Genomic DNA, 7,245 nt, shown 5'->3' with positions numbered 1-7,245 from the left:
GGTGTAGCAGCCTTCGCGGATGTAAATGTCTCGGCCGTGGAGTTCCAGCGGTGTATAAGGTTTCACGCTGCTGATGGTGGGAATGTTGCTGCGTACCAGGAAGGTGGGCACCATTTCCAGGGCGCCGCCGATACCTACTACGATCAGGCTGAATACCACCATCTGCACGGGGCGTTTCTCGATCCAGTTGTGCCAGTGGCCTTTGCTTTTGCCGTGTGTTTCCGCAACGGCGGTTTTCACGAGCGGCGCGGCTTCGGCGGGCTCGTTGGCAACGAATGTGCCTCGGCGAACGGTTTTAGCGATGTTCACGATCATGAGGATCACGCCGGAGATATAGAGCAGCCCGCCTACAGCCCGCAGGGCGTACATGGGTACGATCACGTTCACGGTTTCGATGAACTGGTATTTCAGCGTTCCGTCTTCCGTAAACTGTTTCCACATCATGCTCTGCGTAAATGCAGCCCAGTACAGGGGAATGGCGTAGAAGATGATACCGAGCGTACCGATCCAGAAGTGGGCGTTGGCCCATTTGCGGGAGAATAATTGCGTGTTGAACAGCCGCGGGATCATCCAGTAGAGGATACCGAAGGTGAGGAAGCCGTTCCAGCCCAGGGCGCCTACGTGTACGTGGGCGATGGTCCAGTCGGTGTAGTGGCTGATGGCGTTCACATTTTTCAGCGACAGCATCGGGCCTTCGAAAGTGGCCATACCGTATGCGGTGAGGGCTACCACGAAGAACTTCAGCACGGCGTCTTCCCGCACACGGTCCCAGGCGCCGCGGAGCGTGAGGAGGCCGTTGAGCATACCGCCCCAGGAGGGAGCGATCAGCATGATGGAGAACACGGTGCCGAGGGATTGCGCCCATTCAGGCAGCGCGGTATATAATAAGTGGTGCGGGCCGGCCCAGATGTAAATGAAAATCAGCGCCCAGAAGTGGATGATCGACCAGCGGTAGGAATAAACGGGACGGTTGGCGGCTTTCGGTACGAAGTAGTACATCAGCCCGAGGTAAGGAGTGGTGAGGAAGAACGCCACGGCGTTGTGCCCGTACCACCATTGCACCAGCGCGTCCTGCACGCCGGCGTACCACGAATAGCTCTTGAAAAGCGACAACGGCATCTCGAAGGAGTTCACGATGTGCAGCATGGCGATGGCCACCCAGGTTCCAATATAGAACCAGATGGCAACGTACAGATGGCTCACGCGGCGCTTCAGGATGGTGCCGAGCATGTTGGCGCCGAATACCACCCAGATGAGGGTAATGGCAATGTCGAAAGGCCATTCCAGCTCGGCGTATTCCTTACCGGTGGTGTACCCGAGGAACAGCGTCAGCGCGCCCCCCAGGATAATGGCCTGCCATCCCCAGAAGTGGATCTTGCTCAGCAGGTCGCTCCACATACGCGCCTTGCAAAGGCGCTGCAGCGAGTAATACACCCCCATGAATATACCGTTGCCCACAAATGCGAATATCACCGCATTGGTGTGCACCGGCCGGAGGCGTCCGAAGGTAATGGGCGCAAAACCCAGGTTGGCGCCGGGGACCACCAGCTCCAGCGCGGCCCACAGGCCCGCCAGCATACCAATGAGGCCCCAGAAAATGGCGGCATAGGCAAACCATTTGACGGTGCGGTTGTCGTACGAAAATTGTTCAAGAGACATATTAACGGAGGTTTATTCTTTACTGGTTTTGTCATCGAAAAGCATGCGGTGCGCAGGAGAGTAGTCGTCGTCGTATTGCCCGTCCTTCACGGACCAGATAAAGGCCACCAGGAAAAAGATGGCCACGGCAAGACTGACGCATAAAAGAATGATGATAACGCTCATGATCCGGTAGTTTGTAATTGTGATGTAAAAGTATCGAGGTGGCGCCCGCGTACAGATGACCCGGATCAAACCGCCCGATGATGCTCATCAACGGAGTTGCTTCCTTCCCGCATATTCGCTCATCCCCCAGGTCAGCAGGATAATGCTGATGGAACTGGACGGCATGAGGATAGCGGCCGTCAGCGGGCTTAAAATGCCCTGCACGGCGAAAAACAATCCCGTCAGGTTATACACGATCGAATACAGGAAAGCAATGAGAATGATGCGTTTATTGATCCGGCTCATCCGGATGAACGCCGGCAGCCGGTGCAGCTGCGATGCCTCCAGGATGCCGTCGCTGGCAGGGGTAAAGTTGTTGGAATCCTCGGTGAGGCTGATCCCCGCATCGCTCTGGCGAAGGGCGCCGGCATCATTGAGCCCGTCCCCGATCATCAGCACCTTTTCCCCCTTTTCCTGCAGCTGCACGATCCGGTCGAGCTTGTCGTGCGCCTGCTGCTGGAAAAGCAAAGTCGCCTTGTCGCCCATCATCCGCCGTAAATTCCCCGCTTCGCCCGGCTGGTCGCCGGAAAGCAGCGTGAGCCCGAAATGCTGCTGCAATTCGCCCAGCATTTCCGGGATCCCCTTGCGGTAAGCATGCTCCAGCAGGTAGTACCCGGCATGGTCGCCGTTGATGTTCACATGCACCACGCTCGCGCCCGGCTGCACGGCCTCCCGCGCCCCGGTGTACGCCGCACTGCCCAGCTGCACGTGCATCTGGTGCACCCATCCCTGCAAGCCCTGCCCTGTCTGCTCGCTGAACCGGTCGATGGTATGCACCACCGGCTTGCCAACAAACTCGCGGACCTGCCGGCTCGCCGGATGCTGCGAATGGGCCGTCAAAGCCGCCACGGCGCTCACTTCCGCATGCGTCAGCTCCCGCCCGTGCCACGACACGGTGGTGCTCGACTTGCCTGTCAGCGTGCCCGTCTTATCGAAAACAATATGTGTCACCCCCGCCAGCCGCTCGATGGCCTGCGCATTGCGGAGGTACAGTTTATGCCGGCTCAGGATCCGCAGCATGTGACCGTTCGTAAACGACGCCGCCAGCAGCAGCGCGCAGGGGCAGGCAATAATGAGGATCGCCGTTACCGAAGGCCAGATTTTGGCACTGTCGTAAATCCCCCAGTACACCGCCGTTGCCGCCGCAATGAACAGCACCACCCAGGTGAAATACTGTCCGAGCAGGTGGATGAACGAAGGTTTGCCGGGATTGTCGCGGCGTAGCTCCTCGCGGTTCCAGAGGCTCGTTAGGTAACTCTGCGCCACTTCGCGGATAGTGAGGATTTCCATATTCCCTTCCAGCTGCCGCCCGCCGGCGTAAATGATTTCACCCATCTGCTTGCGCACCGGCACGGATTCCCCCGTTACAAAGCTGTAATCGATCAGCGCGGAACCTTTCACCAGCAAGCCGTCCGCTGGGATCAGCTCCTGATGGTGGATCAGCAGGGTGTCGCCCGTTTTTACGTCGGGCAACTGCGTGGGCGCTTCGTTGCCGTCTTTCACCACGGTCACGGCAATGGGGAAATAAGCGGTGTAATCCCGGTCGAACGAAAGCCCGCGGTACGTTTTATCCTGCAGCAACCGGCCGATCAGCATAAACATCACGATGCCGGTCATCGAATCGAAATATCCGCCCCCCGAGCCGGAGAGCACATCCACCACGCTGCGGACGAACGTGGTCACTATCGCCAATACGATGGGGAGGTCGATATTGAGGAAACCATGTTTGAGCCCTTTCCAGGCGGGCATATAGAAAGCCTGTGCGCTATAGAGAAAAACGGGAAGGGAAAGCAGGAGGTTCAGGTATCTGAAAACCACGGTCATCTGGCCTTCCATATGCCCCTCGCCTGAAAAGTATTCGGGGAACGACAGTAGCATGATGTTCGCAAAACAGAAGCCCGCCACGCCCAGCTGGTAAATGAGCTTGCGGTTGGGGGCGGGTTTGCGGGACTTGAGGTCCTGCAAACTGATATACGGCTCATAACCGATGCTGGTCAGCGTTTCAGCTATTTTCCGCAGAGAAGTTTTGTTGGGGCCGTAGATGATGCGGACATCTTTTTCCGCGAAATTCACCTCCGTCTGCTGGACGCCGGCATCCAGGCGGTGCAGGTTTTCGAGGAGCCACAGGCAGGAGCTGCAATGGATGTGCGGGATGTGAAACGTAACGTGCGCCTGCTTCTCGTCGCGGAACTGCAATAGCTGCCGCTCGGTGCGCTCGTCGTCCAGGAAAGCGAATTTATCCTGGCGCACCGGCTGGCGCTGCGCCACGCCGGGCTTGTTGTTGATCTCATAATACCGGCAGAGGCCGTTTTCGTTCAGCAGTTCGTAAACTGTCTGGCATCCCTGGCAGCAGAACTGTTCGTCGGGTGGACAAGGCTCGCCGCAATGCGCGCATTGATGGCTTACTTCCTGGGCTTGTTTGATCATGCGCCAAAAGTATCCGCACTTGCGCGCATGGGCGATGAGTCGGGTCACACCCGGCGATGATCGTTATCAGCTTCCTTTGAGGGAAATAATGAACCCGGTCACCTGTGCGATCTCCAGGTCGCTGAGGACTTTCTCCCAGGCCTGCATCCCTTTTGCCGGTACGCCGGCCCTGATCGTATGGAAAATCTCGTTCACGCTGCCGCCGTGCAGCCATTCGCCGTCGGTGAGGTTGGGGCCGATGGTGCCTTTGCCCGCGCCGCCGTGGCACACGGCGCAGCGGCGGGCGAAAATGCGTTTCCCGGCTTCGAGGTCGGCGGCATCCGTCAACTCGGGGACATTGGCCGGGTCGATGGCCCTTTCGGGCGCGGGCGCGGCGGCTTCCGTTACGGCTGTTGGCGCCTGGGGGCGCTCGCCCAGGGTATTGGCCAGTACGAAGCCCAGCACGCCGAAAAGGATACAGGTGGTGGCCCAGGCTTTATAGCTGATCCTGATCCCGGTCATGAACCGCAGGATGGCCAGCAGGGCGAGGATAACCAGTACTTCTAGCACCACAACCGCCGACAGGGTGAAAAACATATCATCCGCCAGGCCGGGAACGAGGATCAGGGGGATGAATGATTTCGCCAGGTTGTCTTTTTTCAGGTGTTTGTCGCGGTAAACATCCATGGAAGAAATAACCGTATTGGCGAGGAGAATGATGATGAAAAGCAGGCCGGTGGCCGTACAGAGCAGGAACAACGCTACGGGGTGCGTGAGCTCAATCCATTGGGAAGCATTCATAGGTCGAATCGTTTATGGGAAGCTACGAAGGAACGTCATTCCCGGAGGTGAGCCGCCTCAGGGGGAAAGGTGACTTTGGTCAATATCCGGCAGGAATGTTGTGAATGAACTATCTATAAATGATGTAACAGAAGCGCATAATTGTGTAACGTAGGCTCCCGGGGACGGGGGTACCTTTGTTCCATCATTCAAAATTGGCCAATATGAAGATCATCACCAGCATTTTCCGTTTTATCGGATCGCTATTCACAAAGAAAAATTGTTGTAAGTAAACCTTTGGGTATGAAACGACTAGCAGTACTGGCCCTGTTCACTGCCATCACTATTTCCGCGTCCGCGCAACACGGGCATCATGCGATGCCGAAAAAAGATACCGTGCCTTCGAAAGACCCTCACGCCGGGCATACCATGCAGGAAAAAGGCGGTCATGAACAACACGGAATGAATATGACCCATGCCTACAGCCTTCACCTCCCCATGAACCGCAACGGATCCGGCACCAGCTGGCTGCCCGACAACAGCCCGATGTACATGTACATGACCGGCAACGACCGCACCAGCTTCATGCTCCACGGCAACGTCTTTCTGCGGTATACCTCCACCGATTTCACCGCCAAAGGCAGCCGCGGCGCCGCCAAACCCGATGCGCCCAACTGGTTCATGGGTATGATGAACCACCGCGTGGGGAAGAAAGGGCTTTTCAATACTACCGTCATGCTCAGCTTCGACAGGCTGGTGATGGGCGGATCCGGTTACCCCTTGCTGTACCAGTCCGGCGAAACCTGGAACGGCCGTCCGCTGGTCGACCGCCAGCACCCGCACGACCTCTTCGCGGCAGTGAGCGTGGGATATACGCACAGCATCAATAAAGATATGGATGTGTACGCTTACCTCGGATACCCGGGCGAGCCTGCGATCAGCGCTCCGGCGTTTATGCACCGTGTTTCCGCCATGAACAACCCCGACGCGCCGCTGGGCCACCACTGGCAGGATGCCACCCATATCACTTTCGGCGTGGGAACGCTGGGTTTCCGGTATAAACAGGTGAAGGCGGAGTTTTCTTCGTTCACCGGGCGCGAACCGGATGAGGACCGTTACAATTTCGATAAGCCGCTGTTCGACAGTTACGCTTACCGCGTGAGCTACAACCCCTCGCGCCAGTGGGCACTGCAATTTTCGCAGGCCTTCGTCCACAGTCCGGAAGCCGGCGAGCCCGACGAAGATGTGACGCGCACCACTGCGTCGGCCATTCATACCGTTCCGCTTCGCCGGCCCGGCAGCTTTGTGGCGTCTACCGCCGTGTGGGGGCTGAACGACAAGAGCGACGGCCACCGGGAGCATTCCTTCCTGGCGGAAAGCAACCTCCAGCTGCAAAAGAACGCGGTGTACGGGCGGTACGAATTCGTGGAGAAATCCACCCATGAGCTGCAACTGGAAGAAACTTTCGGCGAAGATAAATTCGGCGTACATGCTTTTACGTTAGGTTACGCCCGCACCCTGGCTGCCGTCTGGAAAACGAATGTGGCCCTCGGCGCCCAGGGAACCATCCATTTCGCCAACGCCGCGCTCGACGGCCTGTACGGCAAGCAACCCCTCAGCGGCCAGGTCTACCTGCGGATCAGCCCGGCCATACATAAATAATAATTGAGGATTAAGTAATTCCATCAATTGCGGAAACCTGCGGGAAATACGTATTTCCGCAGGTTTTTACGCATTATTCAGGAATCACACGTTCATAGCAGCACGGTCTTTGCAATAATCACTACATTCGACAGTCAATTTTAATCTGAGTCAGGAATGAGATTTCGCAAGATCGTATTGTCCTTTTTCATTATCCTTTTGGCCGCGGCCTGCGGGCAGAGGAAAGGGAAGCCCCGTCAGCAGGAAGTTGTGCAGGATGTGCAGCAGCTCGATGAAGTGGTGCCGCAACAGATCGCGGAGCGGCTGGAGTATGTGGATGGCAATGAGGGTTGGATGGAAGACAGCGTGATGGCCCAAAGCCCTGCCGCCCTGCGCGCCGCTTACGCCGGAAGTGGCGGGAAGGCGATGTGGTCGAAAAACGGGGAAGCGATCCCCCAGGCCGACAGCCTCCTGCACTGGATACGGAACGCCCGGCTGTACGGGCTCAATCCCGCACACTACCACGCCGCCGCCCTGCAGGACGCGCAGGAACGC

At 57.6% G+C, this 7,245-nt stretch carries 6 protein-coding genes; 2 read left to right on the top strand and 4 right to left on the bottom strand.

The window, feature by feature from the left end; translation table 11 throughout:
* The 4 genes from ccoN to Q0510_RS03720 form a co-directional block, all read right to left on the bottom strand.
* On the bottom strand, positions 1–1,659 hold a 1,659-nt coding region (ccoN, locus tag Q0510_RS03735), incomplete at its 3' end, for a cytochrome-c oxidase, cbb3-type subunit I (RefSeq protein ID WP_298708394.1).
* 12 nt (positions 1,660–1,671) lie between these two features.
* Positions 1,672–1,824, bottom strand: coding sequence for a cbb3-type cytochrome oxidase assembly protein CcoS (ccoS, locus tag Q0510_RS03730; RefSeq protein ID WP_298708392.1), 153 nt, complete (start codon positions 1,822–1,824; stop codon positions 1,672–1,674).
* A gap of 87 nt (positions 1,825–1,911) precedes the next feature.
* Positions 1,912–4,290 carry a heavy metal translocating P-type ATPase metal-binding domain-containing protein gene (locus Q0510_RS03725; protein ID WP_298708391.1) on the bottom strand — a complete coding sequence of 793 codons (2,379 nt, stop codon included), beginning with the start codon at positions 4,288–4,290 and terminating at the stop codon, positions 1,912–1,914.
* Between the two features lie 66 nt (positions 4,291–4,356).
* Positions 4,357–5,070 (bottom strand): c-type cytochrome, encoded by a 714-nt coding sequence (locus Q0510_RS03720; RefSeq protein ID WP_298708390.1) that lies wholly within the window; start codon positions 5,068–5,070, stop codon positions 4,357–4,359.
* A 282-nt stretch (positions 5,071–5,352) separates the two neighbouring features.
* Here Q0510_RS03720 and Q0510_RS03715 point away from each other — a divergent pair, with 282 nt between their 5' ends.
* Positions 5,353–6,711, top strand: coding sequence for a hypothetical protein (locus Q0510_RS03715; protein WP_298708389.1), 1,359 nt, complete (start codon positions 5,353–5,355; stop codon positions 6,709–6,711).
* Between the two features lie 156 nt (positions 6,712–6,867).
* Positions 6,868–7,245 (top strand): hypothetical protein (locus tag Q0510_RS03710; protein WP_298708387.1); only part of this gene is annotated, 378 nt, incomplete at its 3' end.

This window comes from uncultured Chitinophaga sp., from assembly GCF_937874145.1.
In the GTDB taxonomy this organism is placed as follows: Bacteria; Bacteroidota; Bacteroidia; order Chitinophagales; family Chitinophagaceae; genus Chitinophaga.
This window is presented reverse-complemented; position numbering and strand designations above follow the sequence as displayed.